The following is a 15,915-nucleotide window of genomic DNA, read 5'->3' as shown; positions in this document are numbered from 1 at the left end:
GTGCTGAGTATTCAGCACTCTGTTGGTCAAGCAAACCATTGACATTCAGTTAAAAATCGAAGGTTGTGCGAAGCACACCCACATACTGCGTATCATTTCTGCTGTCGTTTTCTGGGTTGAGAATCACCCAAAAACCAGGAGTCACTGAGATGTTGTCATTTAAGCGGTAGCGATAAAATGCTTCGATATGATAAGCATTGTCTCGCTCTTGACGGATATCACTGTTAGAGACATGGGGTGGTATACCAAAGAGAATTCCTGGCAGATTGCCTCTACCACCCACATCGGGAAACGACACACCAACCGCCCCAAACCAGACATTGGCATTGGCACCATTGTTCACAAATAGAGAATCTGATCCACCCCTACCATTGGAAATATCACTCAAACCAGAACTCTCGGCATTTGCCCAAATATATCCACCCCAAGCGTGGACTTGGAAATTCGGGGAGAAGCGATAGTATCCCTGTGTGCCGACAATATTGTTGGAAGTAGCAATGTTGTTGCCAAAAGGAGCGTTTGACAGGACGCTACCCGTCCCAGCAGAGATATCGGTTACTCCACCAGGGCTATAGCCATGAGAGTAAGCAACCCCGATCGCTCCTTGCTTACCATAATAGGCTAAGTGCGCTAAGGCGTTGTAGCCGCCATCAAACAAGCCGTTACTAGGCGATGGCCCATTAGGATTGCTTGCTAAATAGCCCAAGGTGAGAACCAAGTCTTTGGTAATGTTCCAGTTAGCCGCTGCACCACCGCCACCTCGCCGGAATAAGGGACTGTACGATCCAAATAGTGAGGGAACCCCATTGCCGTCATCAGCGATTGTGGGGGGAGTGACGGTGGTTGTAATGTCGGTGTAACCAATGCCTGTGGGCCCAACAACGAAGTTAAGAGAATCACTGACTGGGAAGTAATAACGGATGTGGGGGACAACAAGTGTCTCGTCGCTGTCATAATCGAAGTTCAGGCGTGTCATCCCTGTGCCTGTGGCTGCGGCAATTTGGCTTGCACCATTAGAATTCGCAAAGTTACCAAATTCTAGCCGAACTCGCAATAAATCTTTGCCAGTGAAACTGCTCTCAAAGTTGAGACGACCCCGATTTGAAAAGTAGAGATTGGATTCATCATTTTCGCCACCTACTCGATCGCCAAAGGTATCACTAATAGCGGTAATAATTTGAGCATTCAATCTAGTAGTAGTGGAAAACTGCTGCGCCTCCAATGTTGCTGTATGTGCCTCTAAGGTATCTACTCGTCCGCGCAGAGTTGTCAGTTCTGTGGCAAAGTCTTGCTGCAACTTTTGCATCACTGCCAAATCTTGCTTATTAACTAAATCGCTAGTAGCTGTGGCAATTAACTCATTAATCCGATCCAAACAAGCATTTAAACCTGCGGCAAACTCATAACGGGTTAAGGCACGGTTCCCGCGATAGGTGGAATTGGGATAACCTGCAATACAACCGTAGCGTTCCACCAGCGATTGCAATGCACCAAACGCCCAATCGGTTGGTTGTACATCAGAAAACTGGGAAACAGAAGTGACTTGTCCCTGCAAAGTCCGATTAGCATCTGCTGCATTAGGATCGTCTTCTGGAGGTGCTGCCCAAACTGCTGGAATTGCCAAAAATAAAATAAAAAAGCTAGGAAAAATAGTTTTTAGCATTGATTTATTAATTGAAAATGGTTTAATTATAAGCTTGTAACGAAAGAAATTATCTTCGAGCCAAAGTATGAGCTAATCAACATTAAAGTTACATATTTTAAGTTGGAGTTTTAGCTCACTTCAAGCAACGTTATGACTTTTTGCTCATTGCTGCTTTTAATAGCTGCTTCTATAATTTTCATTACATTAATTCCGTCTTCGGCGGTAACAGCAATTGGCTGATTACTAACAATAGATTTATAGACTGCATCGTAATAACCTAAATAGCTCCCCTGTGAACTTTTGACTTTTTCTCGAATTACTTTTGTGTCTTTTTCTGTATGCAGCAAGCCATATTCACTTTCCGGCTCTCTATACCAATCAAGTTTTGACATCAGGATAATGTTCTTGTATCAGTTTTTTGCTTCTTTCCCAAGAACCGGCTAATTTAAATCCGGGATGTAAATCAATAAACGGCGCATGAAATACCATGCCGGATAAACCAGAAGAACAAAGAGCCGTATTGATAGTTTCCATTTTTTTACTGATTTACTGAAGCGAAATTTGGTATTTAGTTGTTGTCTGATATTTTCTCCGAAATGTCAGATCAAAATATGGGAATGCAGACTCATTAAGTGAATTAGGAAAATACTGGATTTATAAACACACTGCTACATATTATTCAATTACCTTGTCGTCATCAGTTGTGAATGTTCCATCTAGTACTCCACCACATTAATTTTGAGAAGTTCGTAGTGGGTGACTCTAGCCCTAATCTAAGCACTAAAGTGCTTACTACAAACTTCTTTAACTATGTAACCTCACAGGTGCAGAGGATACAGAGATACTAATTACGAATTACGCATTACGCGCAGCGGTACTAGATGGATGCTAATTACATGTCTTCTAGCTCAATCCCTTTGGTTTCTTTAATAAAAAAGAGAATGAAAAAGAATGAGGTAGCTGCTGCAATTGTATAGAGTCCATAGGCAGAACCTAGACCGAAATATTGCAGTATAGGAGGAAATGTTGTCGAAATGAGGAAATTAGCAACCCATTGCATAGCAGCAGCAATCGAAAGTGCGGCAGCTCGAATTTTGTTATTAAACATTTCTCCCAACAGCACCCAAACCACTGGCCCCCAAGAGAAACCGAAGCAAAATACATAGAGGTTGGCTGCAATCAGAGCTATAGTCCCGGCGCTTCCGGTAAGATTGGGGTTCCCAGCAGCATCGAGGGGAGCATGGCCAAAAAGATAAGCCATCGTCCCCAAGGTCAAGGTCATGCCGATTGACCCGATTATCAGTAAGGGCTTGCGACCAAATTTATCTACGAAGGCGATCGCAATCAGTGTTGTAATAATGTTGACTGCTCCTGTAATTACCGTGATTGTTAGGGAATCTTTTTCGGAAAACCCGACAGCACGCCATAAAACGCTGCTGTAGTAGAAGATTACATTAATCCCAACAAATTGCTGTAATACAGATAAGCCTATTCCTATCCAAACAATTGGCAGGAGTCCGCCACTTCTGCTTAAGAGGTCAGAAAATTTGGGTTGGCGTTCGCGAAGTACTGTCTGCCGAATTTCTTCGATTTTTGGCAGTACGTCACCTCCTAAAATCTTGGTCAGAACGTTAACAGCTTCTGATTCTCTTCCTTTGGCAACCAAATAACGGGGAGATTCAGGAATTGTTAAAGCTACCATTCCGTAGAATACTGCTGGTGGGACTGCTGTCCAAAACATCCAGCGCCAAGCTGCAATCCCAAACAAAAACGGCGAGTCTGCTGAACCTGCTGACGTAGCGATAAAGTAGTCGCTCAATAAGGCAACGAAAATTCCCACTACGATCGCTAATTGTTGCAGAGATCCTAACCTTCCGCGCAAATGGGTGGGAGAACATTCGGCAATGTAAGCTGGGGCGATGACGCTAGCAACGCCGATGCCAATCCCACCCAATACTCGCCAAAAGATAAAATCCCAGATAGTAAAGGCAATCCCAGAGCCAATGGCACTGATAGTAAACAACGCCGATGCGACCACCATTGCGTTGACTCGACCATAACGGTCTGCAATCTGTCCAGCAAAGAAGGCTCCTATCGCAGACCCCAGCAACGCTAGAGACACTGCCAGCCCTGTTATCCAACTACTGGTATTAAAAGCTTTTGCTAAAGATAAAACCGCACCATTGATTACAGCAGTGTCAAAACCGAATAAAAACCCGCCGAGGGCAGCGGCACCAGCAATCAAAATTACATAAAACGTGCTGGCTTTACGACGAACAGTAGTGGTAGACATAAGTTTATATATTGGGAATTGGGTATAGGAGGCAGAGGGGCGGAGGGGCGGAGGGGCAGAAGGGAAAGACTTACTGTAACTTCTCCTCTGCTCCCCTGCTCCCCTGCTCCCCTGCCTTTTGTTCACCGTCTAGAACGTCTGCGTAACCGATCGATAGTTACTGCCAAAATAATTACTAGTCCTTTGACGACTAGTTGCCAGAAGTAAGATAGGTTCAACAAGGTTAAACCGTTGTTGAGAATAGCAATAATCAATGCACCTAGAAGAGTGCCGCCAATGGTGCCAATACCGCCTGTAAAGCTGGTTCCACCTAGAATAACAGCTGCGATCGCATCTAATTCGTAACCCTGACCTAATACGCCACTGGCACTATAAAGACGGCTGGCGCTCATGATTCCTGCTAAACCTGCCAGTAATCCGCTAATACCATAGACGAATAGCAACACCCGATTAACTTTAATCCCTGTTAATCTGGCTGCCCGCTCGTTACCACCAACGGCATATATCTGCACTCCTAAAACAGTTTGCCGCAGGATAAACCAGCTAGCTATCACAGTCAGTAGCGCAATTATCACTAGCCAAGGAATGGGACCGATATATGTATTACCCACCCAAGCAAAATTTATGTCCCGGTTAATCAGGGTTGTACCCTTGGCAATTAAAAAGGCAACACCCCGCAAGGCTGTAAGTGAACCCAGCGTAACAATAAAAGGTGGCACATCCAAGAAGGTAATGAGCGCACCGTTGAGTAAGCCTAACAGCAATCCTGCAAGCAACGCAGCAGGTACAGCTGCCCAACTTAAAGCCGGTAGTAGCGATACCAGCAATGCAACTACCGCAGAAACAGCCAATATTGACCCAACTGAAAGGTCAATACCGCCGGTGAGAATTACAAAAGTCATTCCTGTCGCCAGCACAATATTGATTGATGCCTGACGCAAGATATTGACGATGTTACCGCCGGTGAGGAAGTTGGGAGAAAGGAATGCAAATAAGATGCAGATGATTACTAAGATTGGCAAAATACCCGCAACTTCCAACAGACTGCTGATTGATTTCCGGTTGCGAGCTGCGGGATTGTTGGCTGATTTATTGATAGGCGGTCTGACTGTTTGACTCATAATGCTGATACCTCCGATGCTCCAGTTGCGTAGTGCATAATCTTTTCTTGGGTGATTTCTTTGCCAAGACTGCCATCCAGCTCACCTACCAGCTGTCCTTCTCGCATCACTAAGACGCGATCGCTCATGCCGACAATTTCTGATAGTTCGCTGGAAACCATTAAAATAGCAACACCTTGTGCTGCTAATTCGCTCATGATTCGATAAATTTCGCTTTTAGCACCGATATCTACGCCGCGTGTCGGCTCATCTAACATCAACACTCTCGGTTTAATGGCTAACCAACGCGCTAGCAATAGCTTCTGTTGATTACCACCAGAAAGATCGAGCGCTCTAATTTCCAAATTGGCTAGACGGATATTGAAGTTTTCCACCGCATCTGTTGACAGGCGATTCACTGAAGGCCAGTTAACAATTCCACCCTTTGCATCTTGCTTGAGTGTGTTGATGGCAATATTCTTGCGGGCACTCATTTCCAGAAATAAACCTTGATCTTTGCGGTCTTCTGGAACGTAGCCAATTCCCGCAGCAATGGCATCACTGGGGCTATTAATTTCCAGTTTCATCCCATTCAAGAATACTTCGCCACTAGCTTTACGGTCTGCACCAAAAATCAGCCGGGATAGTTCTGTGCGTCCGGCACCAACCAACCCAGCTAAACCCAGAATTTCTCCAGCATGAAGTTCAAAACTAGCCGGCTCAATCTTTTTGCGGGCGTCGCTCATATTTCTGACTGACAGCACCACTGGCCCAGGATTCATTTGCCGTTGATGTTCGTAAAAGTCTTGCATGGAGCGACCAACCATCATCTGCACTAATCGCTGGGGAGAAATTTCACTGCGTGTCAGACTGCCAATATATTGACCATCACGCAACACGCTAATCCGATCAGCTAGGGCATAGATTTCTTCCATGCGATGGCTGATGTAGATAATGGCAATACCATCACGCCGCAGTTTGCGAATGACCTCAAATAAATGGTCGCTCTCGCGGTCAGATAGGGCAGCTGTTGGTTCATCCATCACCAAAACGCGGCTTTTGTCCTTCAGCGCCCTGGCTATTTCCACTTGCTGCTGTTCGGCGATGGACAAAGTACCAACTATAGTCTGCGCGGTGAAATTCGCTCCCAGGCTTTCCAGAACTTCTTCTGCTTCTAGTTGCATCGCTTGGCGGTCTAAAAGCTGACCTCGCCGCAACTCGCTACCCATAAACATATTTTCGGTAACGGTTAAATTCGGTGCAACATTCAGTTCTTGATAAATGAGATTAATACCCGATTTACGTGCTGTCGCTGGGTCGGTAATTTTCAAGGGTTGACCATTGATGCGAATTTCTCCTTCATCGGCAATGTAAGCCCCTGCCAGGATTTTCATCAATGTGCTTTTGCCTGCTCCGTTTTCACCCATGAGGGCGTGAACTTCTCCTGGGTAAATCGTGAGATTAACATTTTGGAGCGCAGATACACCATGAAATCGTTTTGTAATTCCTTGCATTTCTAACACTGGGGTGCTAGTTGGTGTATCAGAACGTGAGGTTTCAATATTGGTTGTCATGAGCAAAACCTGTAAAAACTATTTAAAATTTGCGAATCTGAATTAGAAATGAATAAATTCATATTTTATCGATCGCAAAATCATGTTTTAAAAGCTGACTATGAGTGGGAAAGAGATATTTTCATCCTTTGTTGTTAACGTTAGTTCAGAGAGATTGTTGGGAAAGTCCAAGTACTATAAATAGACACTCAAACTTTCCACTGACGCACATACATAGCGGTTATCAATTCGGTGCAGCAGAGTTTTAACCTCTTTATAAACCCATCTTTCTATTAAACAAAAGCCAGGAAATAGAAATGAGGTTTGGTATTAATTTAAATGAAAACTGTCGGACATTCTAGGTATATGCAAAAACTTTACAAATGCGCCAAAGGAGTTATATCAAAAGACATAATTTTCAATTACAAATTCACAAGTTTTATTACTCCCAGCCTTTTTCTGTGCTGACGTTATCTTTTGTGATCAACTTAACTGGAATCAGAATGGTTGGATTAGCAGGTTTCTTACCATTTAAAATGTCATTCCCAACCTGAACTGCTTTTTGGGCCATTCCTCGTGGATTTTGAGTAGCAGTTGCTGCATATAAACCATCTTTATTGGCGATCGCAGTTATTGCTTCTGGCGCACCATCAACCCCAACAATAAAGAAATCTTTACGTTGTGCTTGGTTCGCTGCTAGTTCTGCGCCAAGTCCACTTGGATCGTTAATGGCAAAAACAGCATCAATCTTCGGAAAGGTTGTGAGCAAATCAGTCATAACTCTCAGCCCTCCATCCCGGCTACCATCTGCATTCTGATTTTTAGAGAGGATTTTGATATTGGGATATTTGGATAATACATTTTCGCAGCCACTAACTCGCTGAATTACTGAGTCCACTGGCGGCCCGTTAACTATTACTACATTGCCTTTACCTTTGAGGCGATCGGCAATATATTTGCAACTAACTTCTCCAGCTTGGACATTATTAGTTGTGATGGTGGCATCCACGCCTCCCTCTGCACCTGTGTCTACGGCAATAACAATTTTACCTGCTTTTTTTGCTCTTTCAACTATTGGTCTAATTCCACTTTTGTCAGCAGCATTTAAAACAATAACATCAGTATTGGCAGCAGTAAAATTTTCGATTTGATTGGCTTGTTGATTAAGGTCATAAGCACTGGAAGCTATAATAACATTGACATCTTTTCCGCCAATTCTCTTCGCTTCTGCCTCAACTGCTTGTCCCATAACGACGAAGAAAGGGTTACTCAGATCGCCAACGGTGAAGGCAACCGATCGCAACTTTCTATTCCCAGTGGCGGTTTTAACTTCTGCACTAGTATTGGTAGCAGGTTGAGTATCAGTGTTAGTAGCAGTGTTGCTATCGGGAGAACCATTTGTACAGCCGATAAAACTGCCACTGATGATACCTAATAAGCTAGCTGCAATTACGCTTCGCGTAACGCCAGAGGTGAACGCAATCTTTTTCACATTCATATATCTCCTACAAGTCATTCTGACTTACACAAATTTGAAAACGACGTATTAAAAAACAGGGTAAAATGTTCTAATCTTCCTGTATCAAGCCTTTTGTGTGTTTTGTAATTACGAATTACGAATTACGAATTACAAATTACCAGCCTTTATAGCTGCTGAGGTTCTCTCTAGTAACCAACTTGACTGGAATTAGAATCTCAGATGACTCAGGTTTTTTACCCTGAATGATATCGTTGCCAATCTGAACCGCTTTTTCAGCCATCTCTGCGGGATTTTGAGCAGCAGTTGCAGCAAATAGACCATCTTTATCTTCCATTGCTTTGGTTGCATCTGGCGATCCGTCAACCCCAACAATAAAAAATTCTTTACGTCTTGCTTGTTTCGCTGCTAAATCTGCGCCGACACCGCTTTGGTCGTTAGTGGCAAAAACGGCATCAATTTTCGGAAAGGTTGTCAGCAAATCGCTCATGACTCTCAACCCTCCATCCCTAGTCCCTTCAGCATTTTGCTCTTTAGAGATGAGTTTAATATTAGGATATTTAGACAATGATTTCTCACAGCCACTCACTCGCTGATTGATTGAGTCCATCGGAGTCCCGTTGAGGATGACTACACTACCTTGACCTTTGAGGCGATCGGCAATATATTGGCAAGCAACTTCTCCCGCTTGCGTATTATTAGAGCTAATCATCGCATCCACATCTGCATCAACGGCTGAATCTACTGCAATGACAATCTTACCTGCAAGCCTTGCTTGGTCAATAACTGGTTTAACTCCTTTTTTATCAACAGCGCTGAGGATAATTAGGTCTGTATTCGCAGCCGTGAAATTTTCGATTTGGTTGGTTTGTTGGTTCAGGTCAAAGGCACTGGAAACTGCATTAACTCTGACATTACCTCCGATTTTTTTGGCTTCTGTCTCAGCCCCCTTCTGCACTGCATTATAGAAAGGGTTGCCCAAGTCACCCAAGGCAACGCCGATTGTTTGCAGTTTTTTATTAGGAGCATTAACCTGACTCTCTAAACTAGTGTTGGTAGCAGTATTAGTAGCAGCGTTGTTATTTGCAGAGCCATTTGTGCAACCAACAACAGCGAAACCTAATATCCCAACTATGAGCAAAATTCTCTTCATATTCATCTGTTTCTAATAACGTATTTAAATTTGAAAAAGGTACGTAGAATATAAATTTGCCAATTTATCACAATATGAGCTAGGTCTGAAAAGCTCAGAAATAACCTAGCAGTACTGCTAGGTTTGGCAATTTAGGCTCCTCTCAAAGGTTTTATAATAATGTGACCTGATTTGAGTTAGTACTATTAATTGCCGTAAATTAGATGTTTTGATTATTAAAGCAAAACTATGAGCACTACACTACATCAAAAAATCACATTTTTTTGTGAAACTACATTTGGAAGTGCCTGGGCTAAAAATAGCGTTAAACTAAAATTATTAGAATCTAATGTTATCAAAATTCCAAATTTGTATTTGGTTTTACATTAATTTTAGTTTAACCTGCATTGTTCCAAATATGAAAGCCGTTTATTGAACTTTACAAAGTCAAGAAAACTGCTCTATCTCTATGCAGTTTAGGCTTTTTGCTTTGGAGCATTTGCGAAAAACAAGAAGTTTTCAGCTTAGATGGAGTTTAAAAAAGTTAACATATTTAGCTTAAGTTGAATTGAGAAAATCTAATACCGCAAGAGGTAAGTCTTTGCTTTTAAATCTATCTTTTAGGGTTAGAAGGATATAGCATATTACCATTTTTATAAATCCTGTTGCCTGATTTTCAGAGTTGACTCAAATATGCTTGTCAAGTGCGCTTATTTGCTATACTAATTTGCCAGAGTTCGTCTTGTTATATCTCGACTTAAATAATTCTTTGGATAGAGGGAGAATGAATACCAAAAAAGTCATTCTCACCCGACCGATTACAGCCGTTGTCAAGATGTGAAAGAACGGACGCAATGAGTAGTTCGCGCCTGTTCAGTCGATCTGGGAATTAAAGAAAAGCCGAGCCAGTGCCTATAAACCTTAAAACATCTGCACAGATGTTTTATATTTTTAGAAGTGGCAATGTGCTATTTTTTCTTAGAAAACATTCCACTCGGTTTAGGCTTGCTGAAGAATTGTTATTCATCATCATTAGGGAAAAATAATCCCAATCTCCACAAGCCCAATCAGTTATAAAGTCTATAGGGTATGCTTTAAATTCTTTGCCTTTGCTACTAGCGGAGATTTAGAATTTTAAGGTTGTAGGTAAATATTTAGCCACTAAATCTTCATAGTAAGGCTTTAGTTTTTGCCAATTTGGAGGATTAGGATTCTTTGAATACAAGTCGTAGGGATTGAATAACTTCACCCATTTAAACATTTCTTTATCGTGTTTATCCATCAAATGTTCGTAAGCATTTTCACGATGTTGAGGATAAAATGAGTGATAGCGGAGAATGTACAATGCAGATTCTGGCAAATAGTTTTTCATCATGTAATATACATACTCATCATGTCCCCATGACATGTGTACATTACTCAAACCACAATTCGGCTCGTAAACACCATATACCGAGTTATATATAGGGTTATTGTAATCAGGGTTTTGTTTGAAAAATTCCGAGAAGACAATCTTATCAGAAAATGCACAACCCACAGGATAGGTATCGCCTACTGTGGCCCATTGGGGTTCACCAAATAAGCAAAGTACCTTCCCCATATCGTGAAACAAGCCAGTAAGTACCATCCAGTCTGGGTGACCATCAGCGCGAATGGCTTCTGATGTTTGCAATAGGTGCTGTAATTGATCTAAGTCTGTATCAGGATCTGAATCATCAACCAATTGATTCAAAAACTCCAATGCATCCCAGACAGACATTTCTTTCTTATCTAACTTCAGAAATTGTTCTTTTTTCTCTAATACAAAATCATAGGTTTGATTGATATGATTTAACCGATAGAACTCTTTCACCGTGTCTCTAATAGGCGTTTCGTAATTCCTGTACTCTTCGGTGGTTTTACCTTCTTTAATTATGCTGTCCGGGTCGGGATAGCGATTAAGTAAGTCTTCTTCCCATTCTTCTAGCGAATGTAAGGGATTGTTTTGAGCTTGTTCGATGGAATTCTTTAGAGTTTGAGACATATCTTTTTACTTGTCGATATTGTATTTGTTAAATGGTACTTTCACACTCCACCTTATGCACAGGTGTGCAAAACCTGTCTTGGACTTATTTTATTTTTGCACACGTGTGCAAAAATATGTGTTAAGTTTCTTTTCGTCTTTGCATAGGGATCATCTTGAACGATTCCGATGTCGAGCGTTCTTTGCCGTTCGGATGAAGGCGCTGCATGGACCACATCGATTGCAAAATATAAAATTTCCCCCATAAAGCCAGCCATAGACCAGAAACGCCGGTACTGCGAACCAACTGCCCCAACTGACATAAGCGATCGCACCAGCTGTAATAATTAGGATGAACCACAGCGCCGTATCGCGCAATGCCGGCATATCGCGGCGCTTCATCAATTCCTTCAGTTGTTGACGCTCAATCGGACATCTATACCACTGCACACATGACAAACCGCTCTCCACAGCTTTCACCGATTCCGGCCCAACTAAACTATAATCCCTGTACCTAAACTTGGTTTCCATAAGGTTCTCCTACATCTGCACGTATCTAGTGGTTTCAAGACGAGCCGAAACCATCACTTCATTTGCAAATACATGGGTAGGAGCGTACATCTGTACGTGCCTACAGATAATTCATCTGTTGGGTAAATTGTTTAAACGTTTATGCACACGTCTGCATAAACTATTAAATATAAGTTTATCTTTTGTTTTACACAGGTGTGCATCCATGTTAATGTTTTTATCAGCTTCACCCAGAGGAGTGTCAATTTGTCAATTGTATGGCTGGAGAATACTTGACAATATTAGCCAACTCTTGTAGCTGGTTTATCGCTTCTGCACCCTCCAACTTCATTAATTCGCGATCGTCCCACAATTCCATCCAAGTAATCCCGTAATCAGACACTAAAAATCGAATCAGGTGCTTTTCTCCCAAGCTAACCATAAATGAAGCACTGTTCATTTCGTCGCCGCATGTATAACAAGACGCAGTATAGCCACGCCGCTCAAGTATAATTGTCAAGGCTTGCAGGTTCATTACCAAGTCTTGGATGAATTCCCGATGTTGTTGCGCTAATCTTAGAAACACTAGTTTTCTCCTACCACTACAGTTATGTGGTTCCTTTGAAAATTTCTTTAGACTGATATTTGATGTAATTTAGTTGCCAAAAGTTCGTGTTTTCCTAGAGACGTGATTAATCTTAATCTTAGGGTTGTAAGCAATAAGCTAAATTTCCAAAGCCGTTCTAATGTTTTGTACAATTATTTGGGGTGGTTGTGCAACATCCATAGATATAGTATCTAATGGCTCTTCAAGAGTATTAAACTGACTGCCGAGGAGTTTTTCGCTCATATAGTGATTGCTACGCTCTTGCAACCGCATTTGAATCAACTCATAAGACCCTTTGAGGTAAACTAGCTTGATGCGTTCGCCCTTGGCGTTGGCGGAGCCATCGCTATCCAATACCAAAAATTGCCGATAGCTATCTTTTAGAGCCGAACACGCCAGCACCACATTTTTATTTTCTTGCAGCCAATGTTTAATCGCTGTTTGCAAATCTTGCAACCAAGGCGTCCTGTCAGCTTCACTCAGAGGGATACCGCGCCGCATTTTCTCAACATTCTCTGGCGAGTGGAAAGTATCAGCGTCGCTAAACTCCCATTCTAACGAGTCTGCTAGCAGTTTTCCGATGGTGGTTTTGCCGGAACCGGATACACCCATGACGATAATAATCATTGACTGCTTAATCATCTTTTTCTTAAGAAAAGTTAAGTTATTGAAATGGAGGCAGAATTCAAGGCTTCTGACTTCTTTCTAGGCAAAATGTGAGTTGTATTAAATCTGTTGACAAATAACAATTATTTTCTATAATACATATAAATGCACACGTGTGCAATATTTAAAAGCTCAGATAAAAAATGAATAAACGAAGAACTTCAATTGAAGATATTGCTCGCAGAGCAGGCGTTTCTCATTCTACAGTTTCACGTGCTTTGCGAGATAACGAACTAATTAGCCCTAAGGTGCGAGAAGAAATTAAGCGACTGGCGCAGGAGATGAGCTATGTGCCAAATGCTATAGCTCAAAGCTTGCAAAATAAACGTACTAATACCATTGGTGTAGTAGTAACTTCAATTGCAGATCCCTTTTTCGCGGAGGTAGTAGAGGGAATCGAGAAGGTAGCCAGACCAGAAGGCTTGAGCGTTTTGTTGAGTGCTTCACACCGAGATGTTGAGCAGGAAATGGCAGCTATTGATACTTTTCATCGTCGTAGAGTAGACGGGATCTTAATAGCCGACTCGCGAATCAGTAAACAGCATACAAAGCAACTCACGCAAATTGCAGTGCCTACAGTTCTGATTAATAGTCAGACAGAAGATCAATCCGACATATTTCACTCAGTAGCAATAGACGATCGCTTAGGTGCTAAATTAGCCACAGAGCATCTAATAAGTCTAGGGCACACCGCTATTGGTTATCTGGGTGTAGGCGATCGCAGCAGGTCAAATCAGCAACGCCTAGAAGGATATCGAATGGCTCTGGCTGAAGCTGGCCTACCACAAAATCCTGATTGGGTTTCAATTAATGACGAATATGATACCAGAATAAGCGATGTTGCCACCGGGCAAAATATGCTTTCTAAACTATTAACTGCTGAGGTAACAGGCATCTGTTGTTACAACGATATGGTAGCGGTTGGCGCTCTGCTAGCCTGCCAAGAACTAGGTATTTTAGTCCCGCGAAGTTTAAGTCTGGTTGGATTTGATGGTATTGCTTTGGGGCGTTACGTTACGCCGGCACTCACCACAGTCAGCCAACCAATGTTGGAAATTGGTGGCATAGCCATGCAAATGTTACTCGATTTATTAGAAGAAAAAACTGTGGAAAACCGCATTTTATCTCCTTTTCTAGTACAGCGTGGTAGTAGTGCAGCATTAAGAAAGTAATCTGAAACCGTGTCTATCTTGAAAACTGTAGTTTTTTTTGTAATCAGAGTAAAGCTGAGAACTCAAGCCACAACCAAAAATATACTCTCATTAAAAACTCCAGGTTTCAAAATGGACGGGGTTTAATTTGAAAAAATTGGAAACTCTTACTCTCTGCGTGAAGCAAATTCATATTTTCACTTAACAATATTCAAGATTTTAACCAAACAAAAATTATGTTAACCAAAAAAGCAACTTTATCTCGCGATCGCTGCTTTTCTCCAGAACCAGTTCAAAGACGACTAGCCCATCAATTTTTTGACAGCATATCTGCGTTACCTCTGGTCTGCCCACACGGCCACGTAGATCCAGCCTTGTTAGCTAATCCCGCAGCCCGTTTTGGTTCGCCGACCGAATTATTTATTATCCCTGACCACTACCTTTTGCGGATGCTCTATAGTCGGGGCGTACCTCTGCAAGCTTTGGGCATACCTACCAGTGATGGTTCACCAGTAGAAACCGACCATCGCAAAATCTGGCAGTTGTTCGCCGACCATTTTTATCTATTCCAAGGTACTCCGTCTGGGTTATGGCTGAAAGACGAACTAACTAACGTCTTTGACGTAGATGAACTTTTAAACTCTCGCAATGCCGGACATATCTATGATTACCTGGAACGTCTGTTAGCCTTGCCTGAGTTTTCCCCTCGTGCTTTATTCAAACGCTTTAACATCGAAGTGCTTTGTACTACCGATGCAGCCAGTGATACCCTAGAAAACCAGCGATCGCTCCACGAAGAAGGTTTTACTCAAATCAGACCAACTTTTCGACCAGATGCAGTAGTTAACCTGGATGCTCCTGGTTGGCGCGAAAATCTTAGCCAATTGGAAAGCACTGTTGGCAGAGAAATTAGCACTTACGCCACTTTTGTGCAAGCTTTAGAAGAACGTCGAGCTTTCTTTAAAAAAATGGGCGCGACAGCTACCGACCAAGGTGCAGCTACGCCTTATACCACACGCCTTTCCGACCAGGAAGCAGAAGCTATCTTTGCTAGAGCATTAGCCGGCAAGCTGAATCCAGGTGATGTAGAACATTTTACCGGGCACATGTTCATGGAAATGGCGCGGATGAGTGTGGAAGATGGCTTGGTGATGCAAATGCATTGTGGTGTTATGCGTAACCATAACCCGGTTTTATTTGAGAGATTTGGATCTGATAAAGGTGCTGATATTCCGCTAAAAATAGAGTGGACTCAAAATCTACGCCCATTATTGTCAGCCTACGGTAACGATCAACGTTTCCGCTTAATCATTTTTGGCATGGATGAAAGCACCCTAAGCCGGGAAATGGCTCCGTTAGCCGGTCATTATCCTACTGTCTTGCTTGGGCCGCCTTGGTGGTTTCACGACAGCGTAAATGGTATGGAGCGCTACTTCAATCAGGTGATGGAAACTGCCGGAATTTATAATACTGCTGGATTTAATGATGATACACGGGCTTTCGTTTCTATTCCGGCTCGTCACACAGTCTGGCGGCGGGTAGCTTGTAATTGGTTAGCCGGATTGGTAACACGTGGATTGGTTGAAGAAGAGGAAGGGTATGATATGGCTCGTGCTTTGGCTTACGACCTCGCTAAGGTTGCTTACAAATTGGACTAATATCAATTTTCCAAAATCAAGCTATTAGGGCTAGGGCGTGTTTTCAAAGTTTTAGATCCCCCCAACCCCCTTTAAAAAGGCTACGGTGTACACACAAGTCTTTTGACCTGCACCTTTGTTG

14 protein-coding genes are annotated in these 15,915 nt (G+C 42.5%); 2 read left to right on the top strand and 12 right to left on the bottom strand.

What is annotated here, in order from left to right:
* Positions 1-49 precede the first annotated feature (49 nt).
* The 12 genes from RM347_RS24255 to RM347_RS24200 all read right to left on the bottom strand — a co-directional run bounded on the left by RM347_RS24255 (position 50) and on the right by RM347_RS24200 (position 12,946).
* Positions 50-1,663, bottom strand: coding sequence for an iron uptake porin (locus RM347_RS24255; RefSeq protein ID WP_322715682.1), 1,614 nt, complete (start codon positions 1,661-1,663; stop codon positions 50-52).
* 110 nt (positions 1,664-1,773) lie between these two features.
* On the bottom strand, positions 1,774-2,037 hold the full coding sequence (locus tag RM347_RS24250; protein ID WP_322715681.1) for a Gfo/Idh/MocA family oxidoreductase: 264 nt from the start codon (positions 2,035-2,037) through the stop codon (positions 1,774-1,776).
* On the bottom strand, positions 2,024-2,179 hold the full coding sequence (locus RM347_RS24245; protein WP_322715680.1) for a hypothetical protein: 156 nt from the start codon (positions 2,177-2,179) through the stop codon (positions 2,024-2,026). Before RM347_RS24245 ends, RM347_RS24250 begins: the two co-directional genes overlap by 14 nt.
* 358 nt (positions 2,180-2,537) lie before the next feature.
* The gene (locus RM347_RS24240; protein WP_322715679.1) at positions 2,538-3,938 is read right to left on the bottom strand and encodes a sugar porter family MFS transporter; all 1,401 of its coding nucleotides are present in this window, start codon (positions 3,936-3,938) and stop codon (positions 2,538-2,540) included.
* A gap of 122 nt (positions 3,939-4,060) precedes the next feature.
* On the bottom strand, positions 4,061-5,059 hold the full coding sequence (locus RM347_RS24235; RefSeq protein WP_322715678.1) for an ABC transporter permease subunit: 999 nt from the start codon (positions 5,057-5,059) through the stop codon (positions 4,061-4,063).
* Positions 5,056-6,612, bottom strand: a complete 1,557-nt coding sequence (locus RM347_RS24230) for a sugar ABC transporter ATP-binding protein (RefSeq protein ID WP_322715677.1) — start codon at positions 6,610-6,612, stop codon at positions 5,056-5,058. The genes RM347_RS24235 and RM347_RS24230 overlap by 4 nt, the downstream gene beginning before the upstream one ends.
* A 421-nt stretch (positions 6,613-7,033) precedes the next feature.
* Positions 7,034-8,089, bottom strand: a complete 1,056-nt coding sequence (locus tag RM347_RS24225; RefSeq protein WP_322715676.1) for an ABC transporter substrate-binding protein — start codon at positions 8,087-8,089, stop codon at positions 7,034-7,036.
* Between the two features lie 136 nt (positions 8,090-8,225).
* The gene (locus RM347_RS24220; RefSeq protein WP_322715675.1) at positions 8,226-9,221 is read right to left on the bottom strand and encodes an ABC transporter substrate-binding protein; all 996 of its coding nucleotides are present in this window, start codon (positions 9,219-9,221) and stop codon (positions 8,226-8,228) included.
* 1,105 nt (positions 9,222-10,326) lie between these two features.
* Entirely contained in the window at positions 10,327-11,223 is an 897-nt protein-coding gene (locus RM347_RS24215; RefSeq protein ID WP_322715674.1) for an inositol oxygenase family protein, read from the bottom strand.
* A gap of 150 nt (positions 11,224-11,373) precedes the next feature.
* Positions 11,374-11,652 (bottom strand): hypothetical protein, encoded by a 279-nt coding sequence (locus RM347_RS24210; protein ID WP_428850602.1) that lies wholly within the window; start codon positions 11,650-11,652, stop codon positions 11,374-11,376.
* Between the two features lie 322 nt (positions 11,653-11,974).
* Positions 11,975-12,298, bottom strand: a complete 324-nt coding sequence (locus RM347_RS24205) for a DUF1815 family protein (RefSeq protein ID WP_322715672.1) — start codon at positions 12,296-12,298, stop codon at positions 11,975-11,977.
* A 138-nt stretch (positions 12,299-12,436) separates the two neighbouring features.
* Positions 12,437-12,946, bottom strand: coding sequence for a gluconokinase (locus tag RM347_RS24200; RefSeq protein WP_322715707.1), 510 nt, complete (start codon positions 12,944-12,946; stop codon positions 12,437-12,439).
* Between the two features lie 182 nt (positions 12,947-13,128).
* Between RM347_RS24200 and RM347_RS24195 the strand changes: the two genes are divergently transcribed.
* Positions 13,129-14,157, top strand: a complete 1,029-nt coding sequence (locus RM347_RS24195) for a LacI family DNA-binding transcriptional regulator (protein WP_322715671.1) — start codon at positions 13,129-13,131, stop codon at positions 14,155-14,157.
* 215 nt (positions 14,158-14,372) lie between these two features.
* Positions 14,373-15,794 carry a glucuronate isomerase gene (gene uxaC / locus RM347_RS24190; RefSeq protein ID WP_322715670.1) on the top strand — a complete coding sequence of 474 codons (1,422 nt, stop codon included), beginning with the start codon at positions 14,373-14,375 and terminating at the stop codon, positions 15,792-15,794.
* Positions 15,795-15,915 lie beyond the last annotated feature (121 nt).

The organism is Nostoc sp. ChiQUE02, from assembly GCF_034531305.2.
Taxonomy (GTDB): Bacteria; Cyanobacteriota; Cyanobacteriia; order Cyanobacteriales; family Nostocaceae; genus Nostoc.
Note: the sequence above shows the minus strand (reverse complement) of the source record. Positions and strands in the feature narration are given on the sequence as shown.